The following is a 15,220-nucleotide window of genomic DNA, read 5'->3' as shown; positions in this document are numbered from 1 at the left end:
GGCCGGGGTTTTTGTTTGGGGCGGGGCGCGCCACACGCCCGTAGCCCGGATGGAGCGCAGCGCAATCCGGGACAGGCCTATCTGCGGATGCGACGGCCCCGGATTTCGCTGCGCTCCATCCGGGCTACGAGCGCCACCTCTCTCCTCGTCCTTGCGAGCGCAGCGAAGCAATCCAGAGCCCCTCCGCGGGCGCATTTCTGGATTGCTTCGCTGCGCTCGCAATGACGGCGGAGAGGCGGCCTCGGCCCCTTCCAGCCGCCGCGGGAAGGCTTTAATCTTCCTTCCATGTCCGCACCTGAGATCAGGCCCGCCGTCGAGGCCGACCTTCCCGCCATCACCGCCATCTACCAGCAGGCCGTCCGCGAGGGCACCGCGACGTTCGAGCTGGAACCGCCGGATCTGGCCGAGATGACGCGCCGCTACCGCGCGCTGATCGACGGCGGCTATCCCTATTTCGTCGCGATCCTCGATCGTAGCGTCGCCGGCTATGCCTATGCCGGCGCCTACCGGCCGCGGCCGGCCTACCGCTTCACGGTCGAGAACTCGATCTATCTTGATCCCTCATTCCACCGCCGCGGCATCGGCTCATTGCTGCTGGAGCGGCTGATCGCCGAATGCGAGGCGCGCGGCTTCCGCCAGATGATCGCGGTGATCGGCGATTCCGCCAATGCCGGTTCGATCGGCGTGCACACGCGCGGCGGCTTCAAGATGATCGGCACGCATCCCAATGTCGGCCTGAAATTCGGCCGCTGGCTCGACACGGTGATGATGCAGCGCGACCTCGGTGAGGGCGCGAGCACGGTGCCGAAATAACCTCGGTCTCGTAGGGTGGGCAAAGCGTAGCGTGCCCACCATGCCCGGCGATTGAGGAAAGATGGAGGGCACGGCGCGGTGCGCCTTTGCCCACCCTACGGCACCGTCCGTACGGCTACACCACCGCCAGCTTGCGATCGATCACCAGCAGCACGCGCTCGAGCTCGTGGCCGCGGCGCAGGATCAGACCGGTCGCCGAGATCACGCTGTACATGCCCTGCTTGCGCGCCAGCCGCGGGTCTTTCTCGATGCGATAGATCGGCACTTCCGAGGCGCGGCGGAAGACCGAGAACACCGCGCGGTCCTTCAGGAAGTCGATGGCATAGTCGCGCCACTCGCCGTCGGCGACCATGCGGCCGTACAGGTTGAGGATGCGGTTCAGTTCCAGCCGGTTGAATGTCACCCGGTTGGGTTGGGCATTCGCAGCGGCGGGGCGCGCCACTGCGCGCTGCTCGCTCGGATCGGCGTCCTCCGGCGTCAGACTCATCGAGCGCCTCCTCATCTCGCGGCATGATCGCATCCGCGAAGACCGTCCCCGGAACCGCGGATCATGACAGTTGCATGATCGCGCCAACCGTTCCCCGCCGCAAGGGGCTCTTCACTCAACTCATTGAATCGGGTGCGAATCGGAACACACGCAGGAGTGGAATTCTGTCGCGGCAAACCGTCACGGGATCGTTAGAAGGAATCTTGATATCGCCGCTTTTCCGCCAAGCGCCTGCCGCCCTGCATTGCGAGAAGAGTTGTGTGCGTTGACCCGGTCCTTTCGGTTCCGGATTCCTCAGCCCCCAGCCCCCCGGGGCCGTCAGGATCGGGTCTGTACGCGCGACAAGGAGGGCCAACGCAAGTTGGTCCTTTTTGGTTTGTGGCGGGATGTTTCCGGCACGCTGTCATTCCGGGGCGCGCCTCTTGGCGCGAGCCCCGAATCCATTTCCCAGCTCAGATTGTGGATCGATGGATTCTCAGGTGTGCAATCGCGCACCATGGCTCGCGCTTCGCGCGCCCCGGAATGACGAGAGACCAATTGTCTTGAGACGTTCTTGAGCGTGCTTCGCTTCAGTGCAGCGACGTGTATGCTGCGCCGAGCATCGCACCCGGCTTCTCGCGGCTGCCGTCCTGGACATAGACCACAGCGCCGTCGACGCCCTCGCGCGTGAGATTTTCCAACGGCACCGTCCAGCTTTCCGGACGTCCGTTCCAGTCGCCGACCTTGAGCAGGTTGCGCACGACGTTGTGATAGGTGATCTGCTGTCCGCGATTTTCGCCGCGGCTGATTGCGATCGGCACCGATTTCGTGATCGAGCAGATCCAGACCTCGCCGCGCGAGACCGCCGACTCCTTGCTCGCCGCCACCGAGACGTTGATCTGCTTGCCTGCAAGCGACATCGTCACCGGCACGCTCATCACACCCGTGCCCTTGTCGGTCTGGCCGATCGCGCTCTCGATGCCGGCGCGGTCGCTGCCGATGACATGCGTCGAACCGTTGACTACGACTTGCGGCGTATAGACCTCGCGGTCGCCGCGCATGCGCGAATAGGCGCGCTGCCGCGCCGAGAAGCGCGAATCCGCAAGCGTGTCCTTCCAGCCGAGATAATCCCAATAGTCGATCGGCATGCTCAGCGCGATGATCGACGGGTCTTTGGAGAGATCGCCGATGACCTGGTCGGCGGGCGGGCAGGAAGAGCAGCCCTGCGATGTGAAGAGCTCGACCACGGCGCGAGGTTCAGCCTCGGCGGGACGGATGACGGCGACGATGGCGCAGATGCCGAGTGCTCCCGACCAGAGTGCACCGGACCAGCGCGAAACCAGATTAGAAGCCATCATTGCAGTCATGTTGAACGTCACACCTCGCACGCGTGGGGGGAATATCCTATCGCCTGATGGTCACCGTAGTCTTACGGGCATCGTACATTCAACCGTCCAGGGCGAGGTTTTCCGCCGGGCGGGACCGTCGGACGCGTGTTCTAACGCACGAAGGCGGCCCTGTGATAGGCCGCCCTCGTTTAACCTTCTACTCACGTCGCGGTGAGCCACCGTTCACAAATTCGCGCTTAGGCCGCGAGCTTGCGCAGCACGTAGTGCAGAATGCCGCCGTTCCGGTAGTAATCGAGCTCGTCCAGCGTATCGATGCGGCAAAGCAGCGAAACCCGCTGCAACGAACCGTCGCCGGAGACGATCTCCGCGGTCAGCTTCTGACGCGGCTTCAGGTCGCCGACCAGGCCGCGCAGCGTGACCTTCTCGTCGCCCTTCAGGCCGAGCGAGGACCAGGAGGTGCCCTCCTCGAACGTCAGCGGCAGCACGCCCATGCCGACCAGGTTGGAGCGGTGGATGCGCTCGAAGCTCTGGCAGATCACGGCGCGGACGCCGAGCAGGCGCGTGCCCTTCGCAGCCCAGTCGCGCGAGGAACCGTTGCCGTATTCGGCGCCGGCGAACACCACCAGCGGCACCTGCTCCTGCTGGTACTTCATCGCGGCGTCGTAGATCGACATCTGCTCGCCGTCGGGCCAGTGCTTGGTGAGACCGCCTTCCGGGATATTTCCGTCAGCGCCCTTCAGCATGAAGTTCTTGATGCGGATGTTGGCGAAGGTGCCGCGCATCATCACTTCATGGTTGCCGCGACGCGTGCCGTACTGGTTGAAGTCGGCCGGACGCACCTGGTGCTCGCTGAGATATTTGCCGGCGGGCGAGGTGAGCTTGATCGAGCCGGCCGGCGAGATGTGGTCGGTGGTGATCTTGTCGCCGAACATGGCGAGGATGCGCGCCTCGACGATGTCGGTGACCGGCTCCGGCTCCTTCTTCATGCCGTCGAAATAGGGCGGGTTCTGCACGTAGGTCGAGCTCATGTTCCAGCGATAGGTCTCGCTCTCGACCGTCTTGATCTTGCGCCAGTTGGTGTCGCCCTTGAACACGTCGGCATACTTCTTCTTGAAGATCGACGCGGTCACGAACTTCTTCATGAAGGCGTTGATCTCCTTCGTCGTCGGCCAGATGTCCTTGAGGTACACCGGCTTGCCGTCCTTGCCTTCACCGAGCGGCTCGACGGCGAGGTTCTTGGTGACGCTGCCCGCGAGCGCGTGGGCGACGACCAGCGGCGGCGACGCCAGATAGTTCGCCTGCACGTCCGGCGAGACGCGGCCTTCGAAGTTGCGGTTGCCGGAGAGCACGGCGGCCGCGACGATGCCGTTGTCGTTGATCGACTTCGAGATCTCCTCGGGCAGCGGACCGGAATTGCCGATGCAGGTGGTGCAGCCGAAGCCGACCAGGTTGAAGCCGACCTTGTCGAGATCGGCCTGCAGGCCGGAATCGGAAAGATATCCCGCGACCACCTGGCTGCCCGGGGCGAGCGAGGTCTTCACCCACGGTTTTGCCTTGAGGCCCTTGGCGGCAGCGTTGCGCGCGAGCAGGCCGGCGCCGATCAAGACGCTCGGGTTCGAGGTGTTGGTGCAGGAGGTGATCGCAGCGATCACGACGTCGCCATGTCCGATCTCGAAGTTCTTGCCGTCGACGGCAAAGCGCTTCGTCGGCTCTTCGGTCTTCTTGTACTCGGTGCCGAGCGCGAGCGAAAAGCCTTCAGCGACCGACGGCAGCGCGATGCGGCCTTCGGGGCGCTTCGGACCGGCCATCGAGGGAACGACGTCGCCGAGGTCGAGGGTCAGCGTTTCCGTGAACACCGGATCGGCCGACTTGGCGGTGCGGAACAGGCCCTGCGCCTTGGCATAGGCCTGCACCAGCGCGACGCGCGCCGGAGCGCGGCCGGACGTCTTGAGGTAATCGAGCGCAGCGGCGTCGACCGGGAAGAAGCCGCAGGTCGCACCGTATTCGGGGGCCATGTTGGCGATCGTCGCCTTGTCGGCGACGGAGAGGTGGTCGAGGCCGGGACCGAAGAACTCGACGAACTTGCCGACGACGCCGAGCTTGCGCAGCATCTGCGTGACTGTGAGCACGAGGTCGGTCGCGGTGACGCCTTCCTTCATCGCGCCCTTCAGCTTGAAGCCGACGACGTTGGGCAGCAGCATCGACAGCGGCTGGCCGAGCATGCAGGCTTCCGCCTCGATGCCGCCGACGCCCCAGCCGAGCACGGCGAGACCGTTGACCATGGTGGTGTGGGAGTCGGTGCCGACCAGCGAGTCGGGATAGGCGACCTCGAAGGTGCCGGTCTTCTTGCCGACCGTCATCTTCTCCTTCTTGGTCCAGACCGTCTGGGATAGATATTCGAGATTGACCTGATGGCAGATGCCGGTGCCGGGCGGCACGACCGAGAAGTTCGAGAACGCCTTCTGGCCCCACTTCAGGAACTCGTAGCGCTCCTGGTTCTGCTTGTATTCCTCGGTGACGTTCTTGCCGAAGGCCTTGTTGTCACCGAAGAAATTCACGATCACGGAGTGGTCGATGACGAGGTCTACCGGAACCAGCGGGTTGATCTTCTCGGCATCGCCGCCGAGCTTCTGCATCGCGTTGCGCATCGCGGCGAGATCGACCACGGCCGGCACGCCGGTGAAATCCTGCATCAGCACGCGAGCCGGGCGGAATGCGATCTCATGCTCCAGCGACTTCTTGCGCAGCCACTTCGACACCGCCACGATATCTTCCTTCTTGACCGTGCGGCCGTCCTCGTTGCGCAGGAGGTTCTCGAGCAGAACCTTCATCGAATATGGGAGTTTCGAAATTCCCTTCAGACCATTCTTCTCGGCCGTGGGCAGGCTGTAATAGACATAGGTCTTGGCGCCGACCTTGAGGGTCTTTTTGCATTTGAAGCTGTCGAGCGAGGTCATGTAGGAAATCCCAATTGTTAGTTATACCCGGCAGGGGGTATTTTAACACCGTCAGCGAGTCCGGCTGGTTCGCTTGCAGGGGCAGGTTGAGTTGCTGCATCAAGTAGTTCCGGGCTTATAGAAGCTTTCTAACCGCGCCGCCACAGCCACAATCGTGCCGCAGCAATCCGCGAGCCAAAAATTCCCATGCGCTACCCCAAGATTTCCTGAGGCCGGGCTTTGAGCGGAATGGACCAAGGCAAAATGCATCTGTCCGGACGCGGGGTCGTCTGCGTGCGCGGCGGCCGCGAGGTGTTTTCCGGGCTCGATTTCGATGCTGTCGCCGGCGAGGCCGTGGCGGTCGTCGGCCGCAACGGCTCGGGCAAGACCTCGCTGCTGCGGCTGATCGCGGGCCTGCTGATTCCGGCCGGCGGGACAATCGCGCTCGCCGGGGGCGATGCCGAGCTGACGCTGCCGGAGCAGTGCCACTATCTCGGCCATCGCGACGCCCTGAAGCCGGCGCTGAGCGTGGCGGAAAACCTGTCATTCTGGGCTGATTTTCTGGGCGGCGAGCGCAGTGATGCGGCCAAGAGCCTCGCCATCGTCGGGCTCGATCACGCCACTCACCTGCCCGCGGCCTTCCTGTCCGCCGGCCAGCGCCGCCGCCTGTCACTGGCCCGGCTGCTGACGGTGCGCCGCCCGGTCTGGCTGCTGGACGAGCCGACCACGGCGCTGGACGTGGCCGGCCAGGGCATGTTCGAGGGCCTGATGCGGGAGCATCTGGCCCGGGGCGGCCTGATCATCGCGGCGACCCATGCGCCGCTGGGGATCGAGGCGCGGGAGCTGCGGATCGGGGGAGCGGTATGAGATTCACTGACCCTCAGCTTTTCGAGCGGCCTGGCACCGCTCCGTCCGTTCCCTCCCCCCTCTTGTCCGCCGAAGCCTTGGCGAAGGCGGATGCGGGGGGAAGGAGCGCGGTTTGCCTGGCGCCCGAGCCAGGCTCTCATGGCCGCCTCGCCATCGAGGCCACCCCATGACCGCCCTGTCCGCCCTCATCCGCCGGGATATCCGGATCGCGCTCCGCGTCGGCGGCGGGGCGCTGATCGGGGTGCTGTTCTTCCTGACCGTCGTCGTCCTGATGCCGTTCGCGGTGGGGCCGGATCTGGCGCTGCTGTCGCGGCTCGGGCCGGCGATCCTGTGGCTCGGCGCGCTGCTCGCGAGCCTGCTCACCCTGGACCGGCTGTTCATGGCCGACCACGAGGACGGCTCGCTCGACCTGATCACGATGAGCCGGACGCCGCTGGAACTCGCCTGCGCCGCCAAGGCGCTGGCGCATTGGCTGGCCGCGGGCCTGCCACTGATTGTCGCAACCCCGGTGCTCGGCCTGCTGCTCAACCTCGACATGGTCGCAACCGGGGCGGTGGCGCTGACGCTCCTGGCCGGTACGCCGGCGCTGACCTTCACCGGCATGATCGGCGCCGCACTCGCGGTGACGCTGCACCGGGGCGGACTGCTGATGGCCGTGCTGGTGCTGCCGCTGTCGATCCCGGTGCTGATTTTCGGCGTCGCGGCCTCGCAGGCCGTGATCGTCGGTCCCCTGACGTTCGGCGCGCCGTTCTCGATCCTGTGCGCGCTGTCGCTGGTCAGCCTCGTCATCGGGCCTTTTGCGGCGGCGGCCAGCCTGCGCCATGGTCTCGACTGAAATGGGCTGGATTGCCCTTGACCCCGATCAACTTTCGCTGCGCGCTTTTATGCTGATTGCGTGAGTGCTGACCTGTGATTATCAGAATACCATGACGCTGATCGATCTCGCCAATCCGACACGGTTCCTCGCGCTGACGGCGCGGGTGCTGCCGTGGCTTGTAGCCGCGACCGTCATCCTGCTCACCATCGGCCTCTACCAGTCCGCACTCGCGCCCGACGACTACCAGCAGGGCGCGACGGTGAAGATCATGTTCATCCACGTGCCCAACGCCTGGCTGTCGATGTTCGTCTGGGGCGTGATGAGCATCGCCTCATTGGGCACGCTGGTGTGGCGGCATCCGCTCGCCGACGTCGCCGCCAAAGCCGCCGCGCCGATCGGCGCCGCCTTCACCTTTCTCGCGCTGCTCACGGGATCGCTGTGGGGCCGGCCGATGTGGGGCACCTATTGGGAATGGGACGCGCGACTGACCTCGGTGCTGATCCTCTTCCTGATGTATCTCGGCCTGATGGCGCTGTGGCGCGCGGTCGACGATCCCTCGCGCGCGGCGCGCGCCGCCGCGGTGCTGACGCTGGTCGGCGCGATCAACCTGCCCATCATCAAGTTCTCCGTCGACTGGTGGAACACGCTGCACCAGCCGGCGTCGGTGATGCGCATGGGCGGCTCGACGCTCGACAAGTCGTTCCTGATTCCGCTGCTGCTGATGGCCATCGCGTTCACGCTGCTGTTCGTCACGTTGCACCTGGCGGCGATGCGCAACGAGATTTTGCGCCGTCGCGTCCGCTCCTTGCAGATGATGCAGGCGAGCCAGAAGGCCGCATGACGATGTCACTTGGTCCCTACGCGTCCTTCATCGTGACGTCCTATGCCGCGGCCGCGCTCGTGGTCGCGATCCTGATCGGCTGGATCGTGCTCGACTATCGCAGCCAGACCGAGCGCCTGCGCGAGCTCGACCGCAGCGGCGTCACGCGCCGCTCCGGACGCAGCGCAACGGACACGCCGTGAGCGACCAATCATGAGCGATCAACCGACGTCCGCTCCGCCGCAGCGCCGCACCTTCCTGATGGTGCTGCCGCTGATCGCCTTCATCGCCCTGGCCCTGCTGTTCTGGTTCCGGCTCGGCAGCGGCGATCCCTCGCGGATTCCATCCGCGCTGATCGGGCGGCCGGCCCCGCAGACCACGCTGCCGCCGCTCGAAGGATTGCAGGCCGACAACTCGCAGGTGCCGGGCCTCGATCCCGCCGCGTTCAAGGGCAAGGTCAGCCTCGTCAATGTCTGGGCCTCCTGGTGCGTGCCCTGCCATGACGAGGCGCCGCTCCTGACTGAGCTCGCCAAGGACAAGCGCTTCCAGCTCGTCGGCATCAACTACAAGGACGCAGCCGACAACGCGCGCCGTTTCCTCGGCCGCTACGGCAACCCGTTCGGCCACGTCGGCGTGGATGCCAACGGCCGCGCCTCGATCGAATGGGGCGTCTATGGCGTGCCGGAGACGTTCGTCGTCGGGCGCGAAGGCACCATCGTCTACAAGCTGGTCGGACCGATCACGCCGGACAATTTGCGCACGGTGCTGCTCCCGCAGATGGAGAAGGCGTTGAAGGCGGGGAGCTAGCTCCGCTCTCGCGCGAACGAAGGCGCCGCCCCACACACCGCTGTCATGCCCCGCGAAGGCGGGGCATCCAGTACGCCGCGTCTTCTCCGTATCTCACGACTGCCTCTGGAATACTGGATCGCCCGGTCAAGCCGGGCGATGACAGTTGAGTGCGTGGCCGTATTTCAGCTCGCAATGACGAACTGAGAGACCGTCACCCCTTCCGCACATCCCCCGCCTCGGCCTCGCTCGCCTCCAGCGACGCCGGCTCGATCCCGTAGCGCTTGGTCAGCGGCATCTGGGCGATGGCGAAGATCATCGTGATCGGCGTGACGCCGAACACCTTGAAGTTCACCCAGAAGTCCGTGCTCTGGGTGCGCCAGACGATCTCGTTCAGGATGGCCATGCCGGCGAAGAACAGCGCCCAGCGCAGCGTGAGGATGCGCCAGCCCTGCGGGGTCAGATTGAACATCTGGTCGAACATCACGGCGATGAAGGAGCGGCCGAACAACAGTCCGCCGCCGAGGATCGCCGCGAACAGGCCGTAGATGATGGTCGGCTTGACCTTGATGAAGGTCTCGTCGTGCAGCACCAGCGTCAGCGTGCCGAACACCAGCACGATCACGCCGGTCACGATCGCCATGATCGGGATGTGGCGCGTCACCACATAAGAGGCGATCATCGCCGCCACGATCGCGACCATGAAGGCGCCGGTCGCGGCGAACAGATTGAACTTCGCATTCACGAAGAAGAACACGAGCAGCGGACCGAGCTCGGTCGCGAGCTTGAACAGCGGATGCGGCTGGGTCTTGTCCATTCTCAGCTTTCGATTCCGGCGATCGCACGGGCGAAATCGCGCGCCGTGAACGGCGCGAGATCGTCGACGCCTTCGCCGACGCCGATGAAATGCACCGGCAGTTTGAATTTCTCCGCGAGCGCCACCAGAATGCCGCCGCGCGCGGTGCCGTCGAGCTTCGTCATCACGAGGCCGGTGACCCCCGCCGTGCGATGGAAGGCCTCGACCTGCGACAGCGCGTTCTGGCCCACCGTTGCATCCAGCACAAGCAGCACGGCATGCGGCGCAGTGTCATCCACCTTGCGGATCACGCGCACGACCTTTTCAAGCTCGTTCATCAGCTCGGCCTTGTTTTGCAGGCGGCCGGCGGTGTCGATCAGGAGCACGTCGATGGCCTGCTCCTTCGCCGCCGTCAGCGCGTTGAAGGCGAGGCCTGCCGAATCCGAGCCCTGCGTGCCGGCGATGACCGGCGTCCTGGTGCGCTCGCCCCAGACCTTGAGCTGCTCGATGGCCGCCGCGCGAAACGTGTCGCCGGCGGCCAGCATCACCTTGCGGCCTTCGGATGCAAATTTTTGCGAGAGCTTGCCGATGGTCGTGGTCTTGCCGGAACCGTTGACGCCGACCACGAGGATGACGAACGGCTTCTTGGCCGCGTCGATCTCGAGCGGCTTCGCCACCGGCGCCAGCACTTTCTCGACCTCGGTGGCGACGACGTCCTTGACCTCGTCCGCCGAGATCGCCTTGTCGTAGCGGCCCGTGCCGACGGCGTCCGCGATCCGCACCGCGACCGACGTGCCGAGGTCGGCGCGCAGCAGCACGTCCTCGATGTCGTCGAGCATGGCGCGGTCGAGCTTGCGCTTGGTGACGAGGTCGGCGACCGCGGTCCCGAGCGAGGACGAGGTGCGCTTCAGCCCGTTGGACAGGCGGCGCCACCAGCTCAGCTTGGGGGGATCTGACGTGGTATCGTTCATGGTACTCGTGCCGCCGATTTGAAGTTCCTACTCTCTTGCCGCAAGTCCGGTTAGGAACTTCAAATCGAAGAGCGGCACGAGAAAATATTGTTGCCAGTGCGGCCCTGGATTTGGCATTCGCTTCGCGTTTCGCCGCTGGCGCTGAGCGAATGCCAAATCCACCGCACTGGTGTGTTAGCCGTTCCGGCTCCCAAACGAAAGTGTTGACCGAAAGTCTTGCAATTGCTCGATGTTCCCGAATTGACCGCCGACGAGATCCTGGCGCGCGTGCTCCATCGCGACGGGCTGATGCTGGTCATCGACAAGCCCGCCGGCCTGCCGGTCCATCGCGGCCCCAAGGGCGGGGCCAATCTGGAAACGTCGTTCGACGCGCTTCGTTTCGGCCTGCCGCGGCCGCCGGTGCTGGCCCACCGGCTGGACAAGGACACCTCCGGCTGCCTCGTGCTCGGCCGCCATCGCAAGGCGACGGCCTCGCTCGGCCTGTTGTTCAAGCACGGCAAGATCGGCAAGACCTACTGGACCGTGGTCGAGGGCGGCCCTGCCCAAGACGAAGGCACCATCGACATGCCGCTCGGCCGGCTCAATGCCGAGCGCGGCTGGTGGCAGAAACCCGATCCCGAGGGCCAGAAGGCGATCACCAACTGGAAGGTGATGGGCCGGGGCGACGGGCTGACCTGGCTCGCCATGGAACCGGTGACCGGCCGAACCCATCAATTGCGGGTGCATTCGGCCGCGACCGGCTGGCCGATTTTCGGCGATAACATTTACGGCAACGGGCCGCGCTTCGGCGAGCCGCGGCTGCACCTGCATTCCCGCGAGATCGTGGTGCCGATCTCCCGGAACAAGGAGCCGATCCGCGTGGTCGCGCCGGCGCCGCCCCACATGCATGAGAAGCTCCGCGCCTGCGGGTGGAATGGGGAATAGTTTTAGCCCCTCATGGTGAGGAGGCGCGTCAGCGCCGTCTCGAACTATGAAGGCCCGACTGCTGCCTGCGGCCATCCTTCGAGACGCCCGCTTCGCGGGCTCCTCAGGATGAGGAGCAGTGGCCGATCGGGGAGCAAAGCAGTGCTCGCCTTCCGCCCCGTGGTTTACGAAACGTTCAGTGCTCGTCTCTAATGATAGCGATTGCTTAGAACAAGCTTCCGTCATCCGCTCAGGACGAGCAACGCGTCATGTCCACGGCCGAGTTTTCGATCATCGATGAAGTCGAATCCGCGATTCGGCTCGGCTCGGCGGAAAAGGGCCTGGAAACGGCCCGCCGCGTCACCGATCTCTTCCTCTCCTCCGCCGGAAGTTTTGACAACGAGCAGATCGCACTGTTCGACGACGTGCTCGAGCGCCTGATCGGCACCATCGAGCTGCGCGCCATCGCCGACATGGGCGCACGCATTGCGCTGGCCGAGATCAGCGCGCAGCTTGCGCCGATCGCGCAGGCGCCGCCCTCCGTGATTCGTCGCCTCGCCAATAATGACGAGATTCGCATCGCCGGCCCCGTGCTCCAGGAATCGGCGCGCCTCGACGATGGCGAGCTGGTGAAGATCGCCTCCAGCAAGGGCGAGCCGCATCTGCTCGCGGTCGCCGGGCGCTGGTGGCTCAAGGAGATCGTCACCGATGCGCTGCTGGCGCGGCGCTATCCCAGCGTCAGCCGGCGGCTTGCCGCCAATCCCGGCGCGCGCGTTTCCGGAAACGGATTTGCCGTCATCGTCGGGCAGGCCGAGGCCGATCCCGAGCTCGCCGTGAGCGTCGGCGTCCGCGTCGACCTGCCGTCCGACTTGCGCCGCCGGCTGCTGAGTTCTGCGACCGATGCCGTGCGCACCCGGCTGCTGTCGCGCGCACCGCCGCATCTGTTCGAGGAGATCCAGGGCGCAATCGCCGCCGTGACCGTCGGTGTCGAGCGCGAGATGTCGGGCGTGCGCGATTTCGAAGGCGCCAAGCGGGCCATCGCAAATCTCAAGGCGACGGGCCAGCTGACCGAAGCGACGCTGCTCGGCTTCGCCACGCAGCGGCGCTATGAGGAAGCCGTGGCTGCCCTGGCGGCCCTGTCCGGATCGACCATTGAGGTGATTCGCCCGCTGATGCAGAGCCTGCGCGAGGACGGCCTGCTCGTGCCGTGCAAGGCGGCCCAGCTCAGCTGGGAAACCACAGCCGCCGTGCTCGAGAGCCGCTTTGCCACCGGCGCGATGAAGCCCGCGGATATCGCGAGGGCGCAGGGGCATTATGCACGCATGACCTCGGAGAACGCGCGGCGGACGCTGCGATTCTGGCAGGTGCGGGCGTTGTAGGTTTGCTGCTCATCACACACTCCGCTGTCATTGCACGCGAAAGCGGGCAATTCAGTATTGCAGAGACGGCAGCGATAGAACCGAGGAGCCGCGGCGTACCGGGTCGCCCGGTCAAGCCGGGCGACGACACTGCCTATACTGTCAACCGCTCGCCATCGCTGCCGGCAATCATCAGCGGCACCACGCGACCCACGCGTTCGCCCGCGATCGCCACCGGCAGATAATGCTCCGTGCGGCCCTGGCTGTCGCTCTCGATCAGCACATCGCGCGTCGTACCCACTTCCTCTTGCAGCCGCCGCCGTAATGCCGCTTCGCCCGCCGCACGCAGCCGCTTCGCGCGCTCCTTGATCGCGCCGCCTGCGACCTGCGGCATCCGCGCGGCCGGCGTGCCGGGGCGTGGCGAATACGGGAAGACGTGCAGGAACGTCAAACCGCACTCCTCCACGAGATCCAGCGAGCGCGAAAACATCTCCTCGGTCTCGGTCGGAAAACCCGCGATGATGTCGGCGCCGAAGGCGATGTCCGGGCGCAGGCGGCGGACCTGGTCGCAGAACGCGATCGCGTGGTCGCGCGAATGACGCCTTTTCATGCGCTTCAAAATCATGTCGTCGCCGGATTGCAGCGACAGGTGCAGATGCGGCATCAGGCGCGCATCGTCGCCGATGGCATCCAGCAGATCGGCATCGGCCTCGATCGAATCGATCGAGGAGATGCGCAGGCGCTTCAGCTCCGGCACATGCCGCAGGATCTGCTTGGTCAGCATGCCGAGCCTTGGTGCACCCGGCAGGTCGGCGCCATAGCTGGTGAGGTCCACACCGGTCAGCACGATCTCGGCATGGCCGCGCGCAACAAGCGCCCGCACCTGATCGACCACCGCGCCCATCGGCACCGAGCGTGAATTGCCGCGGCCGTAGGGGATGATGCAGAACGTGCAGCGATGGTCGCAGCCGTTCTGCACCTGCACGAACACGCGCGGCAGGCCGCTCGCAAAGCCGTCGATCAGATGCGGTGCCATCTGCTTCACCGCCATGATGTCGCTGACGTCGATCTTTTCGCTCGCACCGAGATCGAACGCGGCACGCGCATCGCGCCAGGCCTCGCTGCGCATCTTGTCGTCATTGCCGAGGACGCGATCGACCTCGGCCATGTCTGCGAACATCCGGCTCTGCGTCTGCGCCGCACAGCCGGTGACGACGATGCGCGCACCCGGCCGTTCGCGCTTCAATTTGCGGATCGACTGGCGCGCCTGCGCCACCGCTTCATTGGTGACGGCGCAGCTGTTGATGACGATGGTGTCGGAGAGGCCCGCGCCCTCGGCCTCGCGGCGGATCAATTCGGCCTCGAAGGCATTGAGGCGGCAGCCGAAGGTGACGACGTCGACGGCCATCAGCCGACCGGCGCGAACAGCGCCGGATCGAAGGAGCCCTCATACTCGAAGGTCGCGGGGCCCGTCATCAGCACGTGGTCGTCGCTTTCGCGCCATTCGATCCCGAGCTTGCCGCCGGGCAGCGTGATCTCGACATTGCGCTCGGTGCGCTTCAGCCGCGCGGCCGCGACCGCGGTCGCGCACGCCGCCGAACCGCAAGCTCTGGTCAGGCCCGCGCCACGCTCCCAGGTGCGGATCGTGACGTGCTGGGGATCGACGATATGGGCGAGCGTGATGTTGGCGCGCTCGGGGAAGATCGGGTGATTTTCCAGCAGCGGACCAAAGCGCTCGAGATCGTAGCCGTTGACGTCCTCGACCCAGAAGATCGCATGCGGATTGCCCATGCTCACCACTGAAGGCGAATGCAGGATCGGATTGTCGATCGGCCCGATCTGCAATTCGATGTAGCGGGTGTCGCGAAACTCTTCCGCCAGCGGAATCTCCTGCCAGCCGAACTTCGGCGCGCCCATATCGACGGTATAGAGATCGGGCGCCGGACCCTGCCAGCAATTGAGCAGGCCCGCAGCGGTCTCGAACGTTGCCGTGGTCCGCCCGGTCTTCTCGAAGATACGCCGCACCACGCAGCGCATGCCGTTGCCGCAGGCGCCGGCCTCGGAGCCGTCATTGTTGTAGATGCTGATGAAGGCCTCGGTACCGTCGAACCGCGGCTTCCGGAGCACCATGAGCTGGTCATAGGGCACGCCGCCCGGCGCGGACGCGACCGCGCGGGCGTCGTCCGGCGTCACCGGCGCGGCGGAATCACGCATGTCGACAACGACGATCTCGTTGCCGATGCCGTTCATCTTGGCAAATGCGTGGTTGGCCAGAGCGCTCATGAAATTTCCCGAATTTCGCCTGCCTTATATGGCGATCCTTGGTGGCTTGGCCAGT

At 65.4% G+C, this 15,220-nt stretch carries 15 protein-coding genes; 8 read left to right on the top strand and 7 right to left on the bottom strand.

What is annotated here, in order from left to right; all coding sequences use genetic code 11:
- Positions 1-285: 285 nt before the first annotated feature.
- Positions 286-813, top strand: coding sequence for an N-acetyltransferase family protein (locus tag AB7008_RS02025; protein WP_441258348.1), 528 nt, complete (start codon positions 286-288; stop codon positions 811-813).
- A gap of 115 nt (positions 814-928) precedes the next feature.
- On the opposite strand, the gene AB7008_RS02020 is transcribed toward AB7008_RS02025, so the two are convergent.
- From AB7008_RS02020 to acnA, 3 genes are all read right to left on the bottom strand, one after another.
- Positions 929-1,300 (bottom strand): DUF2794 domain-containing protein, encoded by a 372-nt coding sequence (locus tag AB7008_RS02020; protein WP_014490631.1) that lies wholly within the window; start codon positions 1,298-1,300, stop codon positions 929-931.
- Positions 1,301-1,869: 569 nt separating this feature from the next.
- Positions 1,870-2,646 (bottom strand): DUF1223 domain-containing protein, encoded by a 777-nt coding sequence (locus AB7008_RS02015; protein ID WP_304492327.1) that lies wholly within the window; start codon positions 2,644-2,646, stop codon positions 1,870-1,872.
- A gap of 218 nt (positions 2,647-2,864) precedes the next feature.
- Positions 2,865-5,585, bottom strand: a complete 2,721-nt coding sequence (gene acnA / locus AB7008_RS02010) for an aconitate hydratase AcnA (RefSeq protein WP_041960603.1) — start codon at positions 5,583-5,585, stop codon at positions 2,865-2,867.
- Positions 5,586-5,828: 243 nt separating this feature from the next.
- On the opposite strand from acnA, the gene ccmA reads away from it, so the two are divergent.
- The 5 genes from ccmA (at position 5,829) to AB7008_RS01985 (ending at position 8,875) form a co-directional block, all read left to right on the top strand.
- Positions 5,829-6,431, top strand: a complete 603-nt coding sequence (ccmA, locus tag AB7008_RS02005) for a heme ABC exporter ATP-binding protein CcmA (RefSeq protein ID WP_441261174.1) — start codon at positions 5,829-5,831, stop codon at positions 6,429-6,431.
- A gap of 166 nt (positions 6,432-6,597) precedes the next feature.
- The gene (gene ccmB / locus AB7008_RS02000; protein WP_028158563.1) at positions 6,598-7,266 is read left to right on the top strand and encodes a heme exporter protein CcmB; all 669 of its coding nucleotides are present in this window, start codon (positions 6,598-6,600) and stop codon (positions 7,264-7,266) included.
- 91 nt (positions 7,267-7,357) lie between these two features.
- Positions 7,358-8,089 carry a heme ABC transporter permease gene (locus AB7008_RS01995; RefSeq protein ID WP_028158564.1) on the top strand — a complete coding sequence of 244 codons (732 nt, stop codon included), beginning with the start codon at positions 7,358-7,360 and terminating at the stop codon, positions 8,087-8,089.
- Positions 8,086-8,271 carry a heme exporter protein CcmD gene (gene ccmD / locus AB7008_RS01990; RefSeq protein WP_441258347.1) on the top strand — a complete coding sequence of 62 codons (186 nt, stop codon included), beginning with the start codon at positions 8,086-8,088 and terminating at the stop codon, positions 8,269-8,271. The genes AB7008_RS01995 and ccmD overlap by 4 nt, the downstream gene beginning before the upstream one ends.
- A 10-nt stretch (positions 8,272-8,281) precedes the next feature.
- On the top strand, positions 8,282-8,875 hold the full coding sequence (locus AB7008_RS01985) for a DsbE family thiol:disulfide interchange protein (RefSeq protein WP_014490638.1): 594 nt from the start codon (positions 8,282-8,284) through the stop codon (positions 8,873-8,875).
- 193 nt (positions 8,876-9,068) lie between these two features.
- On the opposite strand, the gene AB7008_RS01980 is transcribed toward AB7008_RS01985, so the two are convergent.
- Both AB7008_RS01980 and ftsY read right to left on the bottom strand, forming a co-directional pair.
- On the bottom strand, positions 9,069-9,671 hold the full coding sequence (locus AB7008_RS01980) for a septation protein A (RefSeq protein WP_028158565.1): 603 nt from the start codon (positions 9,669-9,671) through the stop codon (positions 9,069-9,071).
- Between the two features lie 2 nt (positions 9,672-9,673).
- The gene (gene ftsY / locus AB7008_RS01975; RefSeq protein ID WP_028158566.1) at positions 9,674-10,621 is read right to left on the bottom strand and encodes a signal recognition particle-docking protein FtsY; all 948 of its coding nucleotides are present in this window, start codon (positions 10,619-10,621) and stop codon (positions 9,674-9,676) included.
- 222 nt (positions 10,622-10,843) lie between these two features.
- On the opposite strand from ftsY, the gene AB7008_RS01970 reads away from it, so the two are divergent.
- Positions 10,844-11,545 carry an RluA family pseudouridine synthase gene (locus AB7008_RS01970; protein WP_028158567.1) on the top strand — a complete coding sequence of 234 codons (702 nt, stop codon included), beginning with the start codon at positions 10,844-10,846 and terminating at the stop codon, positions 11,543-11,545.
- A 248-nt stretch (positions 11,546-11,793) separates the two neighbouring features.
- On the top strand, positions 11,794-12,903 hold the full coding sequence (locus AB7008_RS01965; protein ID WP_304492325.1) for a DUF2336 domain-containing protein: 1,110 nt from the start codon (positions 11,794-11,796) through the stop codon (positions 12,901-12,903).
- Positions 12,904-13,036: 133 nt separating this feature from the next.
- Here the strand turns inward: AB7008_RS01965 and mtaB are convergent, their stop codons facing one another.
- Together mtaB and dapF are read right to left on the bottom strand one after the other, a co-directional pair.
- Positions 13,037-14,290 (bottom strand): tRNA (N(6)-L-threonylcarbamoyladenosine(37)-C(2))-methylthiotransferase MtaB, encoded by a 1,254-nt coding sequence (gene mtaB / locus AB7008_RS01960; protein ID WP_441258346.1) that lies wholly within the window; start codon positions 14,288-14,290, stop codon positions 13,037-13,039.
- Positions 14,290-15,165, bottom strand: coding sequence for a diaminopimelate epimerase (gene dapF / locus AB7008_RS01955; RefSeq protein ID WP_441258345.1), 876 nt, complete (start codon positions 15,163-15,165; stop codon positions 14,290-14,292). The genes mtaB and dapF overlap by 1 nt, the downstream gene beginning before the upstream one ends.
- Between the last annotated feature and the right edge of the window lie 55 nt (positions 15,166-15,220).

Source organism: Bradyrhizobium sp. 521_C7_N1_3, assembly GCF_052075975.1.
GTDB lineage: Bacteria > Pseudomonadota > Alphaproteobacteria > Rhizobiales > Xanthobacteraceae > Bradyrhizobium > Bradyrhizobium japonicum.
This window is presented reverse-complemented; position numbering and strand designations above follow the sequence as displayed.

Bases quoted from the DNA above. Each gene is read 5' to 3' on its own strand.
- ccmB (WP_028158563.1), top strand. From the start codon at position 6,598: ATGACCGCCCTGTCCGCCCTCATCCGCCGGGATATCCGGATCGCGCTC.
- AB7008_RS01995 (WP_028158564.1), top strand. From the start codon at position 7,358: ATGACGCTGATCGATCTCGCCAATCCGACACGGTTCCTCGCGCTGACG.
- acnA (WP_041960603.1), bottom strand. From the start codon at position 5,585: ATGACCTCGCTCGACAGCTTCAAATGCAAAAAGACCCTCAAGGTCGGC.
- ccmD (WP_441258347.1), top strand. From the start codon at position 8,086: ATGACGATGTCACTTGGTCCCTACGCGTCCTTCATCGTGACGTCCTAT.
- ccmA (WP_441261174.1), top strand. From the start codon at position 5,829: ATGCATCTGTCCGGACGCGGGGTCGTCTGCGTGCGCGGCGGCCGCGAG.
- AB7008_RS02025 (WP_441258348.1), top strand. From the start codon at position 286: ATGTCCGCACCTGAGATCAGGCCCGCCGTCGAGGCCGACCTTCCCGCC.
- mtaB (WP_441258346.1), bottom strand. From the start codon at position 14,290: ATGGCCGTCGACGTCGTCACCTTCGGCTGCCGCCTCAATGCCTTCGAG.
- AB7008_RS01980 (WP_028158565.1), bottom strand. From the start codon at position 9,671: ATGGACAAGACCCAGCCGCATCCGCTGTTCAAGCTCGCGACCGAGCTC.
- dapF (WP_441258345.1), bottom strand. From the start codon at position 15,165: ATGAGCGCTCTGGCCAACCACGCATTTGCCAAGATGAACGGCATCGGC.
- AB7008_RS01985 (WP_014490638.1), top strand. From the start codon at position 8,282: ATGAGCGATCAACCGACGTCCGCTCCGCCGCAGCGCCGCACCTTCCTG.
- ftsY (WP_028158566.1), bottom strand. From the start codon at position 10,621: ATGAACGATACCACGTCAGATCCCCCCAAGCTGAGCTGGTGGCGCCGC.
- AB7008_RS02020 (WP_014490631.1), bottom strand. From the start codon at position 1,300: ATGAGTCTGACGCCGGAGGACGCCGATCCGAGCGAGCAGCGCGCAGTG.
- AB7008_RS02015 (WP_304492327.1), bottom strand. From the start codon at position 2,646: ATGACTGCAATGATGGCTTCTAATCTGGTTTCGCGCTGGTCCGGTGCA.
- AB7008_RS01965 (WP_304492325.1), top strand. From the start codon at position 11,794: ATGTCCACGGCCGAGTTTTCGATCATCGATGAAGTCGAATCCGCGATT.